Below are 19,636 nucleotides of genomic sequence, written 5' to 3'. Positions count from 1 at the left end.
TCGGGACGGCTGGCGCTCAGGCGCGGGGGGCGATGCCCTCGCGCGCCAGCAGGTCCAGGCCGTGGGCGAAGCCGCTCACGTTGCCGCCCAGCGCCGCGGTGGCGTTGCGCGCGGCCTCCAGCACCTGGCGGCAGGCGGTGCGCATGGTGTCGCCCTGTTCGAGCCGCTGGCGCGGGCCGGAGATGGCCAGCACGCCCTGCAGCGCGCCGCCCACGCCGAACACCGGGGCGGCGGCGGAGGCCGTCTCGGGGTCACGCTCGCCCCAGGAGGTGGCCCAGAACCGGGCGCGGATGGCGTCGGCTTCCGGCAGCTCGGGCAGGTCGGGCTCGCTTTGCAGGCCGAAGGCCATCAGCACCTTGCCCGAGGCGCCCTGGCCGATGGCATAGCCCTGGCCGACCTGCACCGAGGCACGCACCGAACGCGCGGGCTCCACGCGGAACAGCGCCACCCGCTGCAGACCGTGCCGCACGTAGAACGAGGCCGTCTCGCCGCTGGCGGCACTCAGCTGCTCCAGCAGCGGCTCGATCACATGCCCCACCTGGAAGGAGCGCTGGTACACCGCCGCCAGCCGCAGCGGCTGCGGCCCGATGGCGTACTGCCCGTCGGCCAGACGGCGCACGAAGCCGCCGTGCTCCAGCGCGCCCAGCAGCCGCAGCACCGTGCTCTTGTACAGGCCCGTGCGGCGCGACAGCTCCGACAGCGTGAGCCGCGCGCTGTCGGCGTCGAAGGCGGCCAGCAGCGCGAAGGCGCGGTCGAGCACGGCCACGCCGCTGGAGTCGGAGGCAGCGGCGTCGGCGGGATCGGCAGGCGAGGGGGCGGCGTCGGTCATGGCGGCGGCGGGGGACGGGAGGGGGCGGCGGTTCGCGGGAGCGGCCGCAGTGTGACATGGCCGCACGGCGCGCCCGATGCGCCGGGCATGCCAGGGTTAACCCGGTACGCCTGGGCGCTGTGGTCGGTCTACAGTTCTATCCAACAGATTGTTGTTCTGCCTAATAGAACGGCATGAAGCAAAGGAGACCCCTGTGAAGACCTTCCACCGTCTGGCGCTGTGCGCCACGCTCGCCCTGCACGGCGCCCTGGCCGCCGCGCAGGCCGGCTTTCCCACCCAGCCCATCAAGATCGTGGTGCCCTTTCCGCCGGCCGGGGGCACCGACGTGCTCACGCGGCTCGTGGTCAACGAGATCACGGCCAAGGACACGCGCTGGAACTTCGTCATCGACAACAAGCCGGGCGCCGGCGGCAACATCGGCCTCGATGCCGTGGCCAAGGCCCGCAAGGACGGCTACACCTTCGGCGCCGGCCAGACGGCCAACCTGGCCATCAACCCTGCGCTCTACAGCCGCATGCCCTTCGACGCGGCCAAGGACTTCGCGCCCGTGGTGCTGCTCGCGTCGCAGCCCGTGGTGCTGGTGGTGCGCGCCGACTCCGCCATCCACACGCTGGCCGACCTGAAGACCCAGTCCAAGTCGCGCCAGCTGACCATGGCCTCGGCCGGCACCGGCACGGTGGGCCATGTGGCCGGCGAGATGTTCGCGCGCCGCGCCGGCATCCAGGTGATGCACGTGCCCTACAAGGGCGCCGGCCCGGCCATCACCGACATGCTGGGCGGGCAGACCGACATCTACTTCGCCACGCCGCCCAGCGTCATCTCGATGGTCAAGGCCGGCAAGCTGCGCGCCGTGGCTGTGACCTCGGGCAAGCGCATCGAGGTGCTGCCGGACGTGCCGACGGTGGCCGAATCCGGCTACCCCGGCTTCGTCGCCGAGGACTGGAAGGCGCTGGTGGCGCCGGCCGGCACGCCGGCCGAGGCGGTGGATGCGCTCAATGCCGTGGCCAATGCCGCGCTCAAGCGTCCCGACGTGGTGGCCCGCCTGCGCGACGAGGGCAGCGAGGCCCGCGGCGGCACCGCCGCCGAACTGGGCGCCTTCATGAAGACCGAGCAGGCGCGCTGGGGCACGGCCGTGCGCGAGTCCGGCGCGCGGGTGGATTGAGAAGGTGCCGGCCTCGCTGCGCGGCATCCGCGTCCTCGATCTCACCAATGTGCTGGCCGGGCCCTTTGCCTGCCACCAGCTCGCCCACATGGGCGCCGACGTCATCAAGGTGGAAAGCCGCCAGGGCGGCGACCTGGCCCGCCAGCTCGGTGCCGACCCGGAACTGAATCGCCGCCACATGGGCGTCTCCTTCCTGGCGCAGAACCCGGGCAAGCGTTCCATCACCGTCGACTTCAAGAAGCCCGCCGGCAAGGAAGTGCTGCGCCGCCTGGTGCGCAGCGCCGACGTGCTGGTGGAGAACTTCCGCCCCGGCGTGATGCAGCGCCTGGGCCTGGGCTACGAGTCGCTGCTGGCCGAGAACCCGCGCCTCGTCTACTGCGCCATCTCCGGCTTCGGCCAGGACGGCCCGCTGCGCGACCTGCCGGCCTACGACCAGATCATCCAGGGCATGTCGGGCACCATGAGCATCACCGGCGCACCCGACAACGCGCCCTACCGCGTCGGCTACCCCATGGCCGACACCATCGGCGGCATGACGGCCGCCTTCGCCATCGCGGCAGCCCTGGCCGACCGCCAGCGCAAAGGCGGTACCTTCATCGACGTCTCCATGCTCGAGGCGGTGATGGCGACCATGGGCTGGGTGGTCTCCAACCACCTGATCGCCGGCCAGGCGCCCAAGCCCATGGGCAACGACAACTTCACCGCCAGCCCCTCGGGCACCTTCCGCACGGCCGACGGGCTGCTCAACATCGCGGCCAACAAGCAGGAGCAGTTCGAGGCCCTGTGCCGCGTGGTGGAGCGGCCCGACCTGCCGCAGGACCCGCGCTTTCGCGAGCGCCAGGGCCGGCTGCAGCACCGCGCCGAACTCAAGGCCCAGCTCGAAGCGGCGCTGGCCGCCCGCACCACCGAGGACTGGTGGCCGCGGCTCAACCAGGCCGGCGTGCCGGCCGGGCCGGTCTACACCGTGGGCGAGGTGCTGGCGCATCCGCAGGTGGCCGACCGCGGCATGATCGGCCAGTTCGACGACGTGCCGGGCGTGGGCCGCGACATCCGCGTGGTGCGCACCGGCTTCAAGATCGACGGCCAGGCGCCGCGCGTCGACACGCCGCCGCCCACGCTGGGCCAGCATTCCGGCGAGATCCTGGCCGGCCTCGGCTACTCGGCCGAGGAGATCGCACAACTGCAACAGGACGAGGCCGTATGACCGATCCCGCACACCTGCCGGCTGGCGCTGCTGCCCCCGGCGCCAAAGCCGCCCCGGACGCCCGCCGCACCACCGAGGACTGGTGGCGCACGTCGATCATCGACATGTCGCCCGGCGTGATCCGCTACCGCGGCTACCCAATCCAGGACCTGATCCGCGAGCGCGTGAGCCTGGCCCAGATGATCTGGCTGATGACCCGCGGCGACCTGCCCACGCCCGGCCAGGCCGCGCTGCTGGAGGCCGCGCTGATGGCCGCCGTGGACCACGGCCCCCAGGCGCCCAGCATCGCCATCGCGCGCATGGCCGCCACCTGCGGCGTGGGCCTGAACAGCGCCATGGCCTCGGCCGTGAACGTGCTGGGCGACGTGCACGGCGGCGCGGGCGAGCAGGCGGTGGCGCTGTACGAGGACATCGCCGCCCGCATGGACGCCGGCACCGACGAGGACCGCGCCGTGCAGGAGGGCCTGGACGCCTTCATCGCCGCGCGCGGCAAGGTGGTGGCGGGCTTCGGCCACCGCTTCCATCCGGTGGACCCGCGCTCGGCGCCCCTGCTGGCGCTGGTGGACGAGGCCGCGGCGGCCGGCGAGGTGAGCGGGCGCTTCGCCCGCATCGGCCGCGCGGTGGAGGCGCGCCTGACGGCCGCCAAGGGCAAGCCCATCCCCATGAACATCGACGGCGCCACGGCCGTCATCTATGCCGAGCTGGGCTTTCCGGCGCCGCTGGCACGCGGGCTGTTCTGCCTGTCGCGCTCGGTGGGCGTGCTGGCGCATGCGTGGGAGCAGACCGCGCAGGACGTGCGCATCAAGGGGCCGATCCCGCGGCAGTACATCCCCACCTACGACGGGCCGCCGCAGCGCGAGGTGCCGGCGCAGCGCTGAGGCTGGCGCGCCGTCGTCTGCGGGCGCGGCGGCGGGCCAGGCTTCGACAAGCTCAGCCCGAACGGACTTTGATTGACTGCCTCAGCCCGAACGGACTTTGATCAACTGCCCGGCATTGGGGCAAGGGGCGTGCATGCGGGGCGCAGAGGGGCATGGCGGCTATGCTCGTCGGCTTTCCGTCGTCATCCTTTCCCCAGCCCGCCTTCCCGCATGTCCTCTGCAGCCTCCCCGTTCCCCTTCGACGCCGTGCTCTTCGACTGCGACGGCGTCCTGGTCGATTCCGAGCCCATCACCCACCGCGTGCTGGTGGCCATGCTCCATGAGCTGGGCTGGGCCATCACCGAGGAAGAGGCGCTGCAGGTCTTCATCGGCAAGGCGGTCAAGGACGAGGCCGAGCGCATCTTCCAGGAGACGGGCGTGCGCATCGACCGCGCCTGGCTCGACCGCTTCTGGGCCCGCCGCAACGAGGCGCTGGAGCGCGAACTGGTCGCCATTCCCGGCGCGGTGGAAGCGGTGCGTGACCTGCACCACCGGCTCGACGGCCGCATCGCCTGCGCCTCGGGTGCCGACCGGCGCAAGGTGGAGCTGCAGCTGGCCAAGGTGGGCCTGCTGGACTTGTTCGAAGGCCGCATCTTCAGCGGCCACGAGACGCCGCGCAGCAAGCCGCATCCCGACGTGTACCTGGCCGCCGCCGCCGCCCTGGGTGTGCCGGCCGCGCGCTGCGCCGTGGTGGAAGACACCGTCACCGGTGCCACGGCCGGCGTGGCCGCGGGCGCGACCGTCTTCGGCTACAGCCCGGGCGGCCCCGGCCACAGCGGCAGCCAGGCGCTGCTGTCGGTGGGCGCGGCGACCACCTTCGAGGACATGGCGGCGCTCCCTGCGCTGCTGGCTGCCTGGCCAGGCCGCTGAGTCATGCTCGCCCCTTCGGCGCCCCGATGGCCTGACGCCCCTCTCCCCTCGCGGGAGAGGGGTTGGGGGAGAGGGGGCGCGCCGCACCACGGCCCCGTGCATGGCGACGCGTCTCCCCTCTCCCCGGCCCTCTCCCGCAAGGGGAGAGGTAGCGACGCAAGGGCGTGTCCCTTCGTTTTCGCCCGCCCGGCCGTGACGCCATGACCGGCCACCGCGCCCATCGCGTCATCCACCTGCAACCCGACGCGCCGGAGAAGCCCGCTCACGGCGCACCCTGCAACGGCTGCGGCGTGTGCTGCGCGCATGCGCCCTGTCCGCTGGGCATGGTGGTCAGCCGGCGCACGCACGGCGCCTGCGCCGCGCTGGTCTGGCAGGCCGGGGCGCAGGTCTACCGCTGCGGCCTGATCGTCCAGCCCGAGCGCTGGCTGCCCCGCCCGCTGCGCCGGGCTGCGCCGTGGCTGGCGCGCCTGGCCCGGCGCTACATCGCGGCGGGGCAGGGCTGCGATGCCCATCTGGACACCGAAAAGGCATGAGCACGGCCCCAGCGCCCCAGTCCTGGCATGCGCGTTGCTGCCCCGATGACATGCCGCCCCCTTCCCGCGTCAGCGTCGCGCGGCCCGGCTATGGCAGCATCGCCGGCATGTCCCACGCGCCCCGTCACGGCCATCGCACCTGGCCCGCCACGCTGTCCCTGGCCGCGGCCATGGCGCTGTACGTGGGCGGGCTGCAGTGGTGGGACCAGCTTACGCCGGGCGCGCGGGCCGTGGCGCAGGGCGCGCCGCTCACCGTCGGCCCGGCCCGCTTCGTGCCGGCGCCCGGCTGGCAGATGGACGTGGCCCGCTCGCGGCCCGGCCAGTCGCTGGTGCTGGTCAAGAGCGGCCACAGCTTCTCGGTGCAGACCGCCGCCTGGCATGGCGACGCCGACGGCCTGCTGCGGCGCGAACAGCGGCTGCTGGAGCGCGGCTACCGCCTGCGCGTGGAAGGCGAACCCTCGGGCTTCTTCACCGACTGGGGCCTGCAGGGCACCACCTTCGCCTACTACGGCGCGCGCCTGAGCGGCCGGCTGTGGCTGGTGATGGACGGCGCCCGCGCCACCATGGTCACGGTCGATTTCTACGGCCCCAACCAGGACACCGACGCCGCCGCACAGGCGCTGACCGAGGCGCAGGACATGCTGGCCTCCATGGACCTGGGCGCCGCATGACCCCCATTGCGGTGCCGCCGGCACCTTCCGCCGCATCGCCCGCCGAGTCGTCGGCCCTGGCGCGCCTGCATGCCTTCGAGGCCGAGGAGCCCTTCTTCCAGCCGCGGCGCGCCGCCTTCTGGCTGATGGTGGCGCTGCTGCTGCTCGGGCTCTGGTCCATGGGCCAGCTCTACCTGTCGGGCCTGCGCGTGGTGCCGGTCGCGGCGCTGCTGGCCACGCTGGCCTGGGCGCTGTATGCGCGCCTGTTCATGGCGGCCTTCGGCGCCATGGACCTGCTGGCGCAGCACCGGCCCGCGGCCTACGGCCTGGCCTTTGCCTGGGGCGGCCTGGCCGCGCCCACGCTGGCGGCGCCTGCCAATCGCGCCATCCAGAGCCTGGCGGCCAAGCAGGTCTCGCCCGAATTCGCCGCCACCTGGGGCCCGGCCCTGGCCGGCCCCATCACCGAGGAATTCCTCAAGCTCGCGGGCGTGCTGCTGCTGGTGCAGATGGCGCGCCGGCAGTTCCGCACCGAGCTGTCGGTGCTCATCGTCGGTGCGATGGCGGGCCTGGGCTTCCAGGTGGTGGAGAACCTGGCGTACACCGTGCGCGCGGCCATCAACTTCCCGCTGGAGAACCAGGTCTACCCGGTGCTGTGGAACCTGCTGAGCCGCGGCGTGCTGTCGGGCCCGTGGACCCATGCCGCCTTCAGCGCCGTGGCCGCCTACGGCGTGGCCTGGTACCTGCGCCACCCGGCGCGCAGCCGCTGGGTGCGCACGGGCATGGCCGGGGCCTTCTTTGCGCTGGCCTGGGCCATGCACTTCCTCTGGAACTCGCCCTGGCTGGAAAGCTGGTTTCCCAACAGCAACCTGGGCGTGAGCCTGCTGATGGTGACCAAGGGCCTGCCGCTGCTGCTGGCCGCCGTGCTGATCTGGCGCGCCGCCACCCGCGAGACCGGCGCCTACCTGCATGCCCAGGCCGAGGCCCTGGTGCCCGAGCGCGACCTGCTGGCCGACGACGAGCGCGAGCGTCTGGGCGACCCGCTGGAGCGGATGCGCGCCCGCCGCGCCCTCGGCCGCCAATACGGCCGCCGCGCCCTGCGGCTCAAGCGCCGGCTGCAGCGCGAGCAGCTGCGGCTGGTGCTCAAGGCGTCGATCTACGGGCGGGGGCGCCGCACACTGAAGAACGAGCGGCGGATTCGGCGCCTGCGCGAGACGCTCGGCGTGCTGATGGAGCCGCGGGTGGGGCGACTGCCGTGATGAAGCAGCATCCGGGCCTGCGCCGTCGGTGAGGGCAGGCCGGCGCGGCCTCAGGGCCTTGCCCGCGCCTTCCGGCTCAGGACCGCCGCCAGCCCCAGTCCCGCACCGATCGCCAGCAGCGCCACCGGAAAGGCCGCCTTCACGGCCTCCGGGCCGGTGCCGCGCGACGACAGCGCAAAGAACAGCCCACCGATGATGGCGGTCGACACCGCCGCGCTGATCTGCAGCGTGGCATTGACCAGGCCCGCCGCCAGGCCGGCCCAGCGTGCATCCACCTGGTCCACGTTCAGCCGCACCAGCGCGGGCAGCGCCATGCCCTGGCCGAGCCCGATGAGGAACAGCGGTGCCGGCAGCCAGCCCGGCGCATCGACCCAGGTCAGGCCCGCGACGGACAGCACGCCCACCACCTCCAGCCCCAGGGCGAATGCCGCCGTATCGGCCCCCAGCCGTCGTGCCACGGCCGCACTGCTGAAGGGGCCGAGCAAAAAGCCGATGCCCAGCGGCAGCACCGCCAGCCCCGCGGTCAACGGGTCATGGCCCAGCCCGGCCTGTTCGTAGACGGCGAACACCAGGAAGAAGGGCGCGAGGGTGTAGAAGAAGAACGAGGCGGCCAGGCTGCGCCGCAGGCCAGTCGACGCCAGCGCCGAGGGCGGCACCAGCGGCGCGCCGCCGCCACGCTCCTGCCGCTGCTCGCAACGCCAGAACGCGAGCAGCAGCGGCGGCGCCAGCGCGAGCACGCCGACACACCAGGCGGGCCAGCCTCGCTCGCGCCCTTCGATGAGCGGCACCACCAGCGCCAGCAAGCCGGCGGCCATCAGCAGCGCACCCACCACGTCCAGCCGCGCCGCCTGTTGGGCGCGGCTGTCGCGCACCCAGGCGATGGCCGCGGGAATGGCCAGCGCGATGACCGGCAGGTTGATCAGGAAGACCGCGCGCCATCCCAGCCCGAACAGGTCGGCCGACACCAGCACGCCGCCCAGCAACTGGCCGGCCACCGAGGCCGCGCCGAAGGTGGCGCCGTACATGCCCAGGGCACGCGCCTTCTCCCCGGCCGGGAAGATGGCATGGATGGACGCCAGCGACTGTGGCGCCATGACCGCCGCGCTGATGCCCTGCAGGAGCCGGCCCGCGACCAGCACGCCCGGCGATGGCGCAAAGCCGCACAGCGCCGACGCGGCGCCGAAGCCCAGCATGCCCGCGATGAACATGCGCTTGCGCCCATACAGGTCGCCGAGCCGCCCGCCGAGGATCAGCGTCACGGCATAGGCCGCCGCATACACCGACACGACGAGCTGGGCCAGCGAGGGCGTCGCCTGCAGGTCGGCCTGGATGGCGGGCAGCGCCACGTTGACGATGAAGAAGTCCAGCGGCGGCAGCAGCGTGCCGGCCAGCAGCACGCACAAGGCCAGCCAGCGGCGGGTATCGGCGCTGCCGCCGCGCTCGGCCTGCGAAAGGTTCATGGACGCCTTCATGAGGGTCGGGCCCCGGTGCATGTCATGGCCCGGTCCTCAGCCTTTGGGCGTGAAGTCGGTGGCGATGGAGACGTCGCGCCATACGGCGATGTCCGCGCGAAAGGCCTCCAGCTTGCGCTCGGCCGTCCTGTGCGCCGCCGGCCCCAGGGGCAGGTGCAGCGGTGGGTTGTCGGCATCGACGGCCTGCAGCACCACGGCGATGGCCTTGGCCGGATCGCCGGCCTGCCGGCCGTCGTTGCGTTCGCGGTAGTCGCGCCGGGCGTGGGCGGTCTGGGCGTAGGCGTCGATCCGTCGCGCCGCCGTGGCCATCGAGCGGCCCAGGAACTCGGTGCGGAAGGGCCCGGGCTCCACGATGAGCACCTTCACGCCCAGGGGCGCGAGCTCTTCGGCCAGCGCTTCGGAGAGCCCTTCCACTGCGAACTTGGTCGCGTTGTAGAAGCCCGAGCCGGCCGAGCCCGCAATGCCGGCGCCGGACGAGAGGTTGACGATGCGTGGCCCCGGGCGCTGCCGCAGGGCCGGCAACGCGGCGCGGGTGGTCTCGATCAGGCCGAACACGTTGATCTCGAAGACGGGGCGGTATTCGTGCGGCTCGCCTTCCTCGATGGCGCCGATGAAGCCGACGCCCGCGTTGTTGACCAGAACGTCCAGGCCGCCGAAGGTGCGCTCGGCCAGCGCGACCGCCCTCGTGGCGTCGCCGGGGCGGGTGACGTCGAGCGCGACCACCTGCACCGTCTCCGGGTAGCGCTGACGCAGGTCGTCCAGCGTGACGACGGACCGTGCCGTGGCCACCAGCCGGTCGCCGCGTGCGGCCACCGCTTCGGCCAGTGCGCGGCCCAGGCCGGCCGAACAGCCCGTGATCAACCAGGTCTTCTTCTGCATGCTTCTTCCTTTCGATGCGGTGCGCCGGACGAAGCGCCGGCATGGAAGGAATCTAGCGATCTGAATCTGTTCGACAACTGACAGTGCTGTACGCTGCCCGTTCATTTCTGAAAGGGGTCGTGGCATGGAGTGGAGCGATGTCCGCATCTTCCTGGCCGTCGTGCGGGCGGGCACCCTGGGCGGCGCCGCGCGCGCCTTGCAGCTGAGCCATCCGACCATCGGCCGCCGTCTTCGGGCGCTGGAGCAGGCCGTGGGCCACACGCTGTTCCAGCGCACCGCGGACGGCTTGGTGCCCACCGACGAGGGCGCCGGCATCGTGGCGCTGGCCGAGCAGATGGAGGAGGGCGCGCTCGCGATGCAGCGGCGCCTGGCGGGCGGGGAAGAAAAGCTGCAGGGCAGCCTGCGGATCTCGTCGGCCGACTGGTTCGGCGCCTATGTCCTGCCGCCGATCATTGCGGACTACGCCAGGACGTACCCGCACGTCGACCTCGAAGTGCTGACCGGCACGCGCCTGTTCAACCTGGCCCAGCGGGAGGCCGACATCGCGTTCCGGATCGTCCCCTTCAACGCGCCCGACGTGGTGCAGCGCAAGCTGGTGCGCCTGCCGTATGGCGTCTATGTCGCGACAGCCTCACCCGACCCGGTGTTCGGCGACGGTGCCGGCTTTCGGCTCATCACGCACGACACCTCCACCGGCCAGTTCCCGGACATCGCGTGGCTGAAGACGCGCTTTCCCAACGCCAGGCCGCTGCTGGCCTCCAACAACCGCAACGTGCAGGCACGCATGTGCAGCCAGGGCATCGGCATCGCCGTGCTGCCGCAGGTGGTGGGCAACCAGGTGGGCGGCCTGCGCCGGCTGCAGCTGCCGGAGGAGCCGCCCGCGCGGGAGATCTGGATGGGCTACCACCGCGACCTGCGGCGGCTGAATCGGCTGCGGGCGTTCATTGCGATGGTGAACGAGCATGTGGCGGGGTTGCAGGGGTGAGGTGCCGCGCAGTCGCTGAGCGGCTCCGGCGGCGTGACGTCGCGCCTTGTCCCCATCGAGGCGGGGCAGATCAGGCCGACGCCGTCTTCAGGCGTCGTCCTCGGCCGGGGCCTCGCCCTCGGCCGGCTTGAGCACATCGAGCACCGTGTCGCACATGGCGTACATCTGGTCCACGAAGGCCGGGCCCAGGGCCGCTTCGAGTTCCTGGTAGACCGCCTCCATGTCCTCGCTCACGTCCGCGAACATCTGGTTGGCGCGGGGCGAGAGCGAGACATGCTGCCGGCGCTGATCGTCCGGGTGCCGCTCGCGCTGCACCAGCCCCATGCTGTCCATGCGCGCGAGCACGCCGCTCAGGCTGGGGCTGGAGATGTGGCAGATGGCACAGAGCTCCCGCGGCTCCAGCGTGCCGCGGACGTAGAGCGCGCGAAGGATGCGGAACTGCTGCTCCGTCAGCCCCGTCTTCTTGAGCACATGGCGAAAGCGGCCAATGATGGCCGCACGCACCTGCAGCAGCAGCAAGGGAAGGTTCCGCCGGGGTTGCGCACGGGCTGGATTGGAGGGTGGGGGTCGACGCTGGCTGCTGCGCGCGGCGGGCTTGTTCGTCAAGATGCGGCTTCGGTCGGGCGGCCACCCGATGGGGCGGCCTGCGGGTCGCCCGGATGGTAATGGAGCCCCTCTTGCCAGCGCTCCTCAGAGCGGCGCGATGCGCGCGTGCAGCAAGGCGCTGCGGCCTTCGTCCAGCGCGCGGATGCAGCGGGCGATGGCCGCCTCTGCATCGGCCGGGTCGACCAGCCGCTCGCCATGGGCACCGGCGGCCTCGGCCACGCCGGCGAAGTCCATGCCGGTGGGCAGCACCGACGCATAGTCGTTGGTGGCAAAGGCACGGCCCTTGGGGTACATGCGCAGCGTGGCTTCTTTCACCGCCGACCAGCCGCCGTTGTCGAGCACCACCGTGAAGATCGGCACGCCGTACTCCCGCGCCACGGCGAGGGTGGAGGTGGCATTGCTGAAGTAGAAGGTGCCGTCGCCCACGAAATGCACGACGCGGGTGTCGGGCCGTGCGAGCTTCACGCCCAGCGCGGTGCCGGCCGAAAAGCCCAGGCCGCCGCCCGGCAGGCCCAGCAGCGTGCCCGGCTCGTTGCGCGGCACCTGATCGAACACCGTGAGCGTGTTGCGGATGCCTTCGTTGAGCACGGTGTCGCAGCCGTCCAGCGCCCGGTGGATGGCGGCGCACAGGTAGGCCGGGTTGATGGCGCCGGGCTCGCCGGGCGCCTGCGCGGCGTCGTCGATCCTGCGCTGGCGCGCGGCATGTTCGCGTTCGAGCGTCTTCAGCCGCTCGGCCGCTCGCGCCTCGAAAGCTGGTGTCGCCAGCGCCTTCACCGCCTCGATGAGCTGGCCGAGCAGGACTTCGCTGTCGCCCTCGATGCGTGCCTGCGTGGCGAAGCCCCACATCGGCATGTCGCGCTTGATGGCGTCGAGGTCCATCTGCGCCCACCAGGCGTTCGGGTTGACGCGCGTGGTTTTGGGTACCCAGGGCACGTCGACGTCCAGCATCAGGCCGACGTCGGCCTTCTCGGCGAAGGCGCCGGGCAGGTAGCCGGCGAAGCAGGGGCTGTCGCGGCGGATGTTCAGGTGCACGCTGTTGAATTCGCACACGCGCATGCCGATGAGCAGGGCCAGCTCTTCCACCAGCTGGGGCGTGCGCAGGTTGCGCCCGGCATAGGCGGTGACGAGCAGCGGGTCTTCGCTGGCCACGAGCTTTTCCGCGATCTGCTGGATCGGCGCAGGATGCGTGCCGCCCGCCTTGACGGGCCGATGGCTGGCCGCCGGAAAGGGATGCAGCTCCTGCGGCGGGCAGGGCGCTGCCAGCATCTCGCGCGGCAGCATCAGGTACACGGGGCCCGGCGGATCGCTCTGCATCACCGAGTGGGCGCGGGCGATGACCTCGGCCGCCATCGACGGCCAGGGCAGCGTGTATTCCCATTTGACGTAGGGCCGCACCACGCTGGCCTGGTCGAAGGGCTCCTGCACGAAGTGCACATAGGTGTCGCGCCCGCCCTCCACCTGGTTGAAGGTGGTGGCGGGCGCGCGACCGGCCATCAGCAGCACCGGCACGCGCGCGCGAAACAGGTTGTGCATGGCCATGGCCGAGTTGGCCGTGCCGGCATCCACATGCACCAGCACGGCCTGGCCACGGCCGGTGGCGATGGCGTAGCCGCCCGCCATGTGCAGGGCCGTGTTCTCGTGCGGACAGAGCACCACCTGGGGCAACGCGCGCCCTTGCTCCCGCCACCGGGCCATCTCTTCGATGAGGGGCGCGTGGTCCGTCCCGAGGTTGCAGAACAGGTATTCGACGCCATGGTCCAGCAGCGCCTGCAGCAGATGGTGCGACGCCGTGTGGGTGGGGGTGTGGTCGGGGGAGCGTTGGAGTTCCATGAGGGCGAGTTCAGTTGTTCTGCGCGGCCAGGCCCGCGGCCCGCACGGCCGGGGCAAAGGCGCTCTGCTCGGCCTGGATGCGTTGGCGCACGGCATCGGGCGCGGCGTAGTCGGCCTCGTGGCCCAGGCGCACGAAGGCCTCGCGCGTGGCGGTGTTGGAAAGCACCTTGTTCAGCTCGGCCGAGAGCTTGTCGAGCACGGCGCGCGGCGTCTTGGCCGGTGCGTAGAGCGCGAGCCACACCTCGAACTCGGTGCCCGGGAAGCCGGCCTCGGCCAGCGTCGGCACATCCGGCAGGAAGGGCGAGCGCTTCTCGGAGGCGACGGCCAAGGGGCGCAGCTTGCCGTCCTGGATCTGCGCGTTGAGCGGCGCCAAGTCGGCCATCACCATCACCGTCCGTCCGGTCACCAGATCGGCGATGGCGGGCGTGAAGCCGTTGTAGGGCACGTGGATCATCTTGGCGCCCGCGCGCTGGATCAGCGCCTCGGTGCCGATGTGCGCCATCGAGCCGATGCCGTTGCTGGCATAGGCCAGCGAGCCGTCCCGCGCCTTCGGGTCGGCGAGCAGGTCCTTCGCGGACTTGTAGGGCTGGGTGGCCGAGACCGCGAGGAAGTAGGGCAGGCGCGACACCTGGCCCACCGGCGCGAAGTCGTTGAGCGGCACGAAGGGCAGCTTGGCCTGCGTGAGCGGCAGCAGCGTCATGGTGGAGCCGCCCGTCAGCAGCAGCGTGTAGCCGTCCGGCGCTGCGCGCGCCACGGCCTCGGCCGCGATCACGGTGTTGCCGCCGGGCTTGGACTCCACGACGAAGTTCTGGCCCATCGCCGTACCCAGCGACTGGGCCACGAGGCGGGCCGCGGCGTCCACACCGCCGCCCGGGGCGTAGGGAATGAGGATGCGAACGGGCTTGGACGGGTAGGCCTCCTGGGCCAGGCCGGCCCCCGCGACCACGGACAGCGCGGCCGCGAGGACGCAACGAAAGAGCTTCATCATGTCTGTCTCCTGAGTCGTGACTGCCTGGGGCGTCGCTCGGGGGGCAGATCACTAATATGTGAGCGATTTGGGGATGCTAGGGGGGAAGGGGGGGAGGGGGGTCAGCAGTTACCCGCAGAGCCCGACGTGCGGCGGCTGAGCCGGCGGCGTTGGTTCTCGCTGTCGTGAACGAGGACGCGGCGCGGTCACGGGGTTAGAGCCTTGGCAGGGGTGTGAGGCGTGCTGTGGGCGTGACTGGCGATTGAGCCGAAACGTTACGAGTTGGGTCGCCAGCTTCGGCATCAATGGCGTCACTCCACTGCTGGAGCCAAGGTGGGCGTGCGGCAAAGCGTCGGTGCCTGGTTCCGAGACTAAGTGATGATGAAAATCATCAAACGCAGCGAAAAATCTACATAATGCCTTCCCGCCTACCGTTAGGCTTTTTGCGTCGGCCGGAGATCCCAGCCAACCGCTCTCTCGGAGCATCGCGTGATTCGGTTCAAGCTTGCTGAGCAGATTGAAAAGAAGCAGTTCAACGAGGCTCGCCGCATCACTATTCAAGAGGTGGCTGAGGCGTCTGGCGTCAATCGAATGACGCTCTCAAAGATCCTGAACCAGAAGGGCTACAGCACGGGGACGGACATTGTCGACAAGCTCTGTACCTACTTCTGCTGCCCCGTATCCGAACTGCTTGAGCACGTCGCCAGTAAGGGCTGATTTTTTCCCTAGCAAGTCTGGTCGAGTGACCAGCATCAACAACGAGCATGCCTCATGCCAAGCTGACGCTAGCGCGTCTTGAAAACCTATTGCTGACTGCGTGCGACGATCTTCGCGGCAACATGGACGCGAGCGAGTACAAGGAGTACATCTTTGGCATGCTGTTTCTCAAACGTGCGAGCGATCTGTTCGATCAGCGGCGCGGCGAAATTCGGCGCCAAGGGCAAGTGGAGGGTCTATCGGACAAGGACGTGAGCAATCTGCTGGAGGATCCTGATCAGTACTCCGGCAAGTACTTCTTCGTTCCTCCCCGCGCCCGCTGGAATGAGCCTTGGATTGAATGGGTGAACGGAGAACCCCAGTTGCGCCCGGCACTGAAGCACGTGAAGGAGAACGTCGGCTCCGCACTGAACAAGGCGCTCGCCGCGCTGGAAGAGGCCAACTCCGACGCGCTGGAAGACGTGTTGAAGGAGACCATCAACTTCAACCGCAAGATCGGCCAGAACACGCTGGATGACGACACGCTGGTCGACTTCATCCAGAACTTCGAGAAGATCCCGCTGCACGATGACGACTTCGAGTTCCCCGACCTGCTGGGTGCGGCCTATGAATGGCTGATCAAGCACTTCGCCGATTCGGCCGGCAAAAAGGCCGGTGAGTTCTACACACCGGCCGAAGTGGTGCGGGTGTGCGTGGAGATCTGCGACCCGACCGACAACATGCGGGTGTATGACCCAACGGTCGGCTCTGGCGGCATGCTGATCCAGGCGCGCGACTACGTGCGCGAGTGCGGTGGAGACTCCCAAAACCTCTCGCTGTTCGGCCAGGAAAAGATGGGCACCGTGTGGTCCATCTGCAAGATGAACATGCTGCTGCATGGCATTTCGCACGCCGACATCCGCAACGCCGACACGCTGGCTGACCCCCGACATCTGGACCCCACCACCGGCGAGCTGATGCGCTTTGACCGCGTGCTGGCCAACCCGCCCTTCAGCCAGAATTACGCCAAGACGAAGTTCAAAGACGATGGCAGCGGCGCCAAGAAGAAGGAGCCCATTGCCTTCCCCGGCCGCTTCCACGTGTGGATGCCGGAGAAGGGCAAGAAGGCCGACCTGATGTTCGTGCAGCACATGCTGGCCGTGCTGAAGAGCGACGGCCGCATGGCCACAGTGATGCCGCACGGCGTTCTGTTCCGCGGCGGCGAAGAACGCGAGGCGCGCCAATACATCATCGACAAGGGCTATCTGGAGGCGGTGATCGGCCTGCCTGCCAACCTGTTCTATGGCACAGGAATTCCCGCCTGCATCCTGGTGCTGAACAAGGCAGGCGCCCAGGATCGGAAGCACGTGCTCTTCATCAATGCCGATCGGGAGTACCGCGAAGGCAAGGCCCAGAACCACCTGAGGCCCGAAGACGTGGACAAGATCGTCAACGCCTACCGCACGGGCCAGCGCATCGAGCGCTACGCGGAGTTGGTGGCCGTCGAGCAGATTCGGGCCGAGGACTACAACTGCAACATCCGCCGCTATGTGGACAACGCACTACCGCCGGAACCGCATGACGTGCGGGCCCACCTGCACGGTGGCGTGCCCATGCCCGAGGTGGATGCCCTGGCCCACTACTGGGACAACTACAGCGGCCTGCGCGACGCCTGCTTCACGCCCCGCGCCGCGCCCGAGCACGGCACCTTGTATGCCGACTTCACCGCGGCCATCGCTCAAGACAAGCGCGCCATTGCCGAGCTGGTGAAGCAGCACCCCGGCGTGCAGCGGCGCCACGCCCAGTTCATGCGCGAGCTGGAAGTCTGGTGGCGACAGCACCTGCCGCTGGTGGAAGCACTTGCACCCGATGCCGACAACCAGCATGCCCGGCCACACAACGTGTACGAGCTCCGCGCCAAGCTGCTGGAGAGCATCGAGCGCACCTTCGCCCAGCAGCATCTGTTGAACCGCTTCCAGGTGCGCGGTGCATTCGCCAACTTCTACAACCTGCTGGCGTCAGACTTGAAGTCCATCTTCGCAAGCGGCTGGGGCCCGGAGCTGATTCCCGACGACGACATCCTGCAAAGCCAGTTCCCGCAGGTGCTGGCTGAGCTGGAGCAGCAGCATGCCCGCTTGGCTGAACTGCAGGGGCTGTTCGCCGCAGCCAGCGAAGAGGGCTACGACGACACCGACGACACGGGCGTGCTGCCGGCGGATGAGGTGAAGACGCTCAAGGACGAGCTGAAGGAAGCCACCGCCGAATGGAAGACCCAGCTCAAGACACTCAAGGGTGCCGTCACCGATCTGTTCACCGAGATCAAGGCGGCTGGCCTGCTGCCCAAAGGCACTGACAAGGCCCACCACTGCACCGACGGCTTCGCGGTCAAGGATGCACAGTTCGCCAATGGGCAGCGGGTGCTGAACCTAGCGCAAGAGGTAGGTCACTCATCGGGAATTGCCCTAGTGGTTGAAGCCGCGATGGCTGCAGGCCAAGTGGCCAAGGCAACGGCCAAGCGGCTGGAGGCCAAGCTGGAAGCCCATAAGACTCTCGAAGACGAGGCCAAGACGCTGAAGGCAGCCATCAAGTCCACGCAGGCCAAGAAGGACGAGTTGGTGGAGCAGGCGCGCCTGAAGATCAGTGCAGACGAGGCGCGGCAAGTGATCGTGTCGCGGCTGGGAAGTGTGCTGCTGAACAGCTATCAGCACTATCTCCGCGCCGATCAGCGCACTTGTGTCGCCGCTGTCGAGAACCTTTGGGACAAGTACGCAGTGACGGCGCGGCAGATCGAGGCCGAGCGCGATCAATCGGCGGCAGAGCTGCAACGGTTTCTGGTGGAGCTGGGGTATGAGTGATTGGCGCGAAAGCTCGGTTGCCGACCTCGCAGATATCGTTAGCGGAGGAACGCCGTCGCGTGATGTCTCAAGCTTCTGGAATGGAGGCATCCCGTGGGTTACGCCGACCGACATCACGGCAAGCGCCACCAACTACTTGTCAATTACGGCAAGCTCACTAAGCCGATTGGGTTTGCTGAGCTCGTCGGCCAAGATGCTGCCGTCGGGAGCCATCCTGTTCACGTCGCGGGCCTCTGTGGGTCTCGTGAAAATGGCTGCGATGCCTGTGTGCACGAATCAAGGCTTCAAGTCTTTGGTACCCGGCCGCAAGGTGGATGGACCCTTCCTCTTCTACCAAGTAGAGCGCTTGAGGGGACTGTTCCAGCGATATGCGGCGGGCAGCACGTTCCCGGAAATCAACAAGGGAGACACGGGCCGTGTTCAGATTCCGCACCCGGTCAGCCGGGATGAGCAGCGCCGAATAGCATCGGTACTGGAATCAGTCGACGCAGCCATTGAGTCGACGAGCGATCTGATCGCCAAACATCAGCAGATCAAGGCCGGGCTGATGCACGACTTGTTCACTCGCGGGGTGCTGCCCAACGGCCAACTCCGCCCACCGTTCAGTGAGGCGCCGGAGCTGTATCAGGAAACGGCTATGGGTTGGATTCCAAAGGATTGGCGTTTTACGACTTGCGAGTCCGTTTGCGAGAAAGTTATCGACTGCAAGAATCGTACGCCTCCCGAGACACCAGATGGCTACCCCGTGATTCGAACACCGAACGTTCGAGACGGCGAGTTTGTGGATGCCGAACTAGCGTTCACAGACGAAAAGTCATATGCCGTTTGGACCATGCGCGGCAAGCCGAAGGTAGGAGACATCGTGATCACGAGAGAAGCTCCGGTTGGCGAGATTTGCATGATTCCCGAGCGGCATCCGCATGCGTGCCTGGGTCAGCGGATGATGCTGTACCGCCCCAACCAAGATCTGATCTTCCCTCGGTACTTCCTGTATGCATTGCAGTCGCAGCAGATCAAGAACCGCCTTGAGCTCATATCAGGCGGCTCTACCGTCGGACATGTAAGGGTCGGGGATATCAGAACCTTGTGGATGTTCATGCCCGAGAGCGGCCGAGAGCAGAGACAAATCGCGGATGCTTTGGACGGGATAACGACTCGCCTGAAGCGGGAAACTGCTCAGCTGGAGAAGCTGCGGCAGCAAAAGCTTGGCCTCATGCAAGACCTGCTCACCGGCCGCGTCTCAGTCGACCATCTCGTCCCGGAGCCAGTAGATGCCTAGCCACTACGCCGAGCTCAACCCCGAGAAGGCGTTGATCTTCCGCATCATCCACCGCGACAACTTGCCGTGGGTGCTGGACAATGGCTTGTACTGCGGTAACAGCGACGTACGCGCGCCCAACTGGATCAGCATTGGCAACCCGGAGTTGATCAGCAAGCGCGCCACCCACCCGGTGCAACCTCCACCTGGCGGCCGGCTGAACGACTACGTGCCGTTCTATTTCACGCCGTTCTCGCCCATGCTGCTGAACATCAAGTCCGGCCGGGCGGGCATTACGCAGCGCCGCAATGACGAGATCGTGATCCTGGTCTCCAGCCTGCGTCGAGTGGCAGCTGATGCCAACCTGCGCTGGCTGTTCACCGACAGCCATGCCTACTACCAGTGGGCCAACTACTACGACAACCTGCAGCATCTGGACCAGATCGACTGGCCCATATTGCAGGCACGCGACTTCAAGCGCGATCCGGACGACCCGGCCAAGTTCGAGCGCTACCAGGCCGAGGCGCTCGTCCATCAGCACATGCCCGTCAGCGCCCTGCTGGGCGTCGTGTGCTACACCTCTGCTTTGAAGCAGAACATCGAACAACAAGTGGCGGCGCGTGGGTTGAACCTCGCGGTGCACGCCCGACCCGGCTGGTACTTCTGA

The 19,636-nt window shown here is 68.9% G+C and carries 18 protein-coding genes; 12 read left to right on the top strand and 6 right to left on the bottom strand.

The window, feature by feature from the left end; all coding sequences use genetic code 11:
• Nucleotides 1-16 precede the first annotated feature (16 nt).
• Complete coding sequence (locus L0984_RS28555; RefSeq protein ID WP_234197802.1) at nucleotides 17-829, bottom strand: IclR family transcriptional regulator; 813 nt, start codon at nucleotides 827-829, stop codon at nucleotides 17-19.
• A 193-nt stretch (nucleotides 830-1,022) separates the two neighbouring features.
• On the opposite strand from L0984_RS28555, the gene L0984_RS28550 reads away from it, so the two are divergent.
• From L0984_RS28550 to L0984_RS28520, 7 genes are all read left to right on the top strand, one after another.
• On the top strand, nucleotides 1,023-1,991 hold the full coding sequence (locus L0984_RS28550; protein ID WP_234197801.1) for a Bug family tripartite tricarboxylate transporter substrate binding protein: 969 nt from the start codon (nucleotides 1,023-1,025) through the stop codon (nucleotides 1,989-1,991).
• A 4-nt stretch (nucleotides 1,992-1,995) separates the two neighbouring features.
• Nucleotides 1,996-3,195 carry a CaiB/BaiF CoA transferase family protein gene (locus tag L0984_RS28545; RefSeq protein ID WP_234197800.1) on the top strand — a complete coding sequence of 400 codons (1,200 nt, stop codon included), beginning with the start codon at nucleotides 1,996-1,998 and terminating at the stop codon, nucleotides 3,193-3,195.
• Nucleotides 3,192-4,073 carry a citryl-CoA lyase gene (locus L0984_RS28540; RefSeq protein ID WP_370646226.1) on the top strand — a complete coding sequence of 294 codons (882 nt, stop codon included), beginning with the start codon at nucleotides 3,192-3,194 and terminating at the stop codon, nucleotides 4,071-4,073. Before L0984_RS28545 ends, L0984_RS28540 begins: the two co-directional genes overlap by 4 nt.
• Nucleotides 4,074-4,283: 210 nt before the next feature.
• Entirely contained in the window at nucleotides 4,284-4,982 is a 699-nt protein-coding gene (locus tag L0984_RS28535) for an HAD family hydrolase (RefSeq protein WP_234197799.1), read from the top strand.
• A 200-nt stretch (nucleotides 4,983-5,182) separates the two neighbouring features.
• Nucleotides 5,183-5,515: a hypothetical protein gene (locus L0984_RS28530; protein ID WP_234197798.1), complete on the top strand. Its 333-nt coding sequence runs from the start codon at nucleotides 5,183-5,185 to the stop codon at nucleotides 5,513-5,515.
• 50 nt (nucleotides 5,516-5,565) lie between these two features.
• Nucleotides 5,566-6,186 (top strand): hypothetical protein, encoded by a 621-nt coding sequence (locus L0984_RS28525; RefSeq protein ID WP_234197797.1) that lies wholly within the window; start codon nucleotides 5,566-5,568, stop codon nucleotides 6,184-6,186.
• The gene (locus tag L0984_RS28520) at nucleotides 6,183-7,421 is read left to right on the top strand and encodes a PrsW family intramembrane metalloprotease (protein ID WP_234197795.1); all 1,239 of its coding nucleotides are present in this window, start codon (nucleotides 6,183-6,185) and stop codon (nucleotides 7,419-7,421) included. Before L0984_RS28525 ends, L0984_RS28520 begins: the two co-directional genes overlap by 4 nt.
• Nucleotides 7,422-7,471: 50 nt before the next feature.
• Here L0984_RS28520 and L0984_RS28515 read toward each other — a convergent pair whose 3' ends face one another.
• Nucleotides 7,472-8,881 (bottom strand): MFS transporter, encoded by a 1,410-nt coding sequence (locus tag L0984_RS28515; protein WP_234197794.1) that lies wholly within the window; start codon nucleotides 8,879-8,881, stop codon nucleotides 7,472-7,474.
• Nucleotides 8,882-8,929: 48 nt separating this feature from the next.
• Nucleotides 8,930-9,772 carry an oxidoreductase gene (locus tag L0984_RS28510; RefSeq protein ID WP_234197793.1) on the bottom strand — a complete coding sequence of 281 codons (843 nt, stop codon included), beginning with the start codon at nucleotides 9,770-9,772 and terminating at the stop codon, nucleotides 8,930-8,932.
• Between the two features lie 124 nt (nucleotides 9,773-9,896).
• Here L0984_RS28510 and L0984_RS28505 point away from each other — a divergent pair, with 124 nt between their 5' ends.
• Complete coding sequence (locus L0984_RS28505) at nucleotides 9,897-10,757, top strand: LysR family transcriptional regulator (RefSeq protein WP_234197792.1); 861 nt, start codon at nucleotides 9,897-9,899, stop codon at nucleotides 10,755-10,757.
• 87 nt (nucleotides 10,758-10,844) lie between these two features.
• Here L0984_RS28505 and L0984_RS28500 read toward each other — a convergent pair whose 3' ends face one another.
• From L0984_RS28500 to L0984_RS28490, 3 genes are all read right to left on the bottom strand, one after another.
• Nucleotides 10,845-11,276: a MarR family transcriptional regulator gene (locus L0984_RS28500; RefSeq protein ID WP_234197791.1), complete on the bottom strand. Its 432-nt coding sequence runs from the start codon at nucleotides 11,274-11,276 to the stop codon at nucleotides 10,845-10,847.
• A gap of 171 nt (nucleotides 11,277-11,447) precedes the next feature.
• Nucleotides 11,448-13,193, bottom strand: a complete 1,746-nt coding sequence (locus L0984_RS28495; protein WP_234197790.1) for a thiamine pyrophosphate-requiring protein — start codon at nucleotides 13,191-13,193, stop codon at nucleotides 11,448-11,450.
• A gap of 10 nt (nucleotides 13,194-13,203) precedes the next feature.
• A complete protein-coding gene (locus L0984_RS28490; RefSeq protein ID WP_234197789.1) occupies nucleotides 13,204-14,181 on the bottom strand; it encodes a Bug family tripartite tricarboxylate transporter substrate binding protein in 978 nt (325 codons plus the stop codon).
• A 468-nt stretch (nucleotides 14,182-14,649) separates the two neighbouring features.
• Between L0984_RS28490 and L0984_RS28485 the strand changes: the two genes are divergently transcribed.
• The 4 genes from L0984_RS28485 to darT are packed head-to-tail and all read left to right on the top strand — an operon-like array spanning nucleotide 14,650 to nucleotide 19,636.
• Nucleotides 14,650-14,877 carry a helix-turn-helix domain-containing protein gene (locus L0984_RS28485; protein WP_234197788.1) on the top strand — a complete coding sequence of 76 codons (228 nt, stop codon included), beginning with the start codon at nucleotides 14,650-14,652 and terminating at the stop codon, nucleotides 14,875-14,877.
• 47 nt (nucleotides 14,878-14,924) lie between these two features.
• Nucleotides 14,925-17,711: a type I restriction-modification system subunit M gene (locus L0984_RS28480; RefSeq protein ID WP_234197786.1), complete on the top strand. Its 2,787-nt coding sequence runs from the start codon at nucleotides 14,925-14,927 to the stop codon at nucleotides 17,709-17,711.
• Nucleotides 17,704-18,990 (top strand): restriction endonuclease subunit S, encoded by a 1,287-nt coding sequence (locus L0984_RS28475; RefSeq protein ID WP_234197785.1) that lies wholly within the window; start codon nucleotides 17,704-17,706, stop codon nucleotides 18,988-18,990. The genes L0984_RS28480 and L0984_RS28475 overlap by 8 nt, the downstream gene beginning before the upstream one ends.
• Nucleotides 18,983-19,636 (top strand): type II toxin-antitoxin system toxin DNA ADP-ribosyl transferase DarT, encoded by a 654-nt coding sequence (gene darT / locus L0984_RS28470; RefSeq protein ID WP_234197784.1) that lies wholly within the window; start codon nucleotides 18,983-18,985, stop codon nucleotides 19,634-19,636. Before L0984_RS28475 ends, darT begins: the two co-directional genes overlap by 8 nt.

Source organism: Pseudacidovorax sp. NFM-22 (genome assembly GCF_021401245.1).
In the GTDB taxonomy this organism is placed as follows: domain Bacteria; phylum Pseudomonadota; class Gammaproteobacteria; order Burkholderiales; family Burkholderiaceae_C; genus Xenophilus.
The sequence above is the reverse complement of the archived record's forward strand: the minus strand, read 5'-3'. Positions and strand labels throughout refer to the sequence as shown.